The organism is Vibrio sp. 10N.222.46.A1 (genome assembly GCF_041473595.1).
Taxonomy (GTDB): Bacteria; Pseudomonadota; Gammaproteobacteria; order Enterobacterales; family Vibrionaceae; genus Vibrio; species Vibrio tasmaniensis_A.
The window spans coordinates 1-499 of the sequence record NZ_JBFRSN010001095.1; the positions used below are offsets into that span (position 1 = coordinate 1).

Below are 499 nucleotides of genomic sequence, written 5' to 3' on the forward strand. Positions count from 1 at the left end.
GTCTCGGACAACCAATAGCCTATCGTGACTTTCTGTTTGCTGTGGTCAATGGAGTTAAAGCTACAGTTACCGACGATATTGTCTTTGTACACAATCGCACATGTCATGCTTTTGCCTTCCGCGTAATCATGTAGCGAGCGCTGGATGAAGATCCTAAAGTCCTGCTCTGTTTTGCAGTGCGGTGGCCATGCTAACCATTGGCTAAGATACTCATTTTGGCTTTGTGAAATTTCCGCGTAATGAGATGCGAAGTTCTCTTCAACCAGAGCGATGGATAACTCTTCATCGATAACTGTTTTAAACATGTTTTCCCTTTTCTTTTGGCTGATGATTTAAGTGTCTTTTGGTCGGCAGGTTATAATGTCGCACAATTTTTAATATGCAACCACTTGTGGCACGAATTATTCGTGATACGCTAGATCTATCACGAAATACATTAAACCTTATAATAATTGCGGGTATGATCGTTAGTCATGCATTAGTATTAGCAGCCTAAATA

The 499-nt window shown here is 40.7% G+C and carries 1 protein-coding gene; it reads right to left on the reverse strand.

Annotation, left to right across the window (positions count from 1 at the left end; translation table 11 throughout):
* The coding region (locus AB4496_RS24140) for a GNAT family N-acetyltransferase (RefSeq protein WP_372132307.1) at window positions 1–305 on the reverse strand (305 nt) is incomplete at its 3' end.
* Between the last annotated feature and the right edge of the window lie 194 nt (window positions 306–499).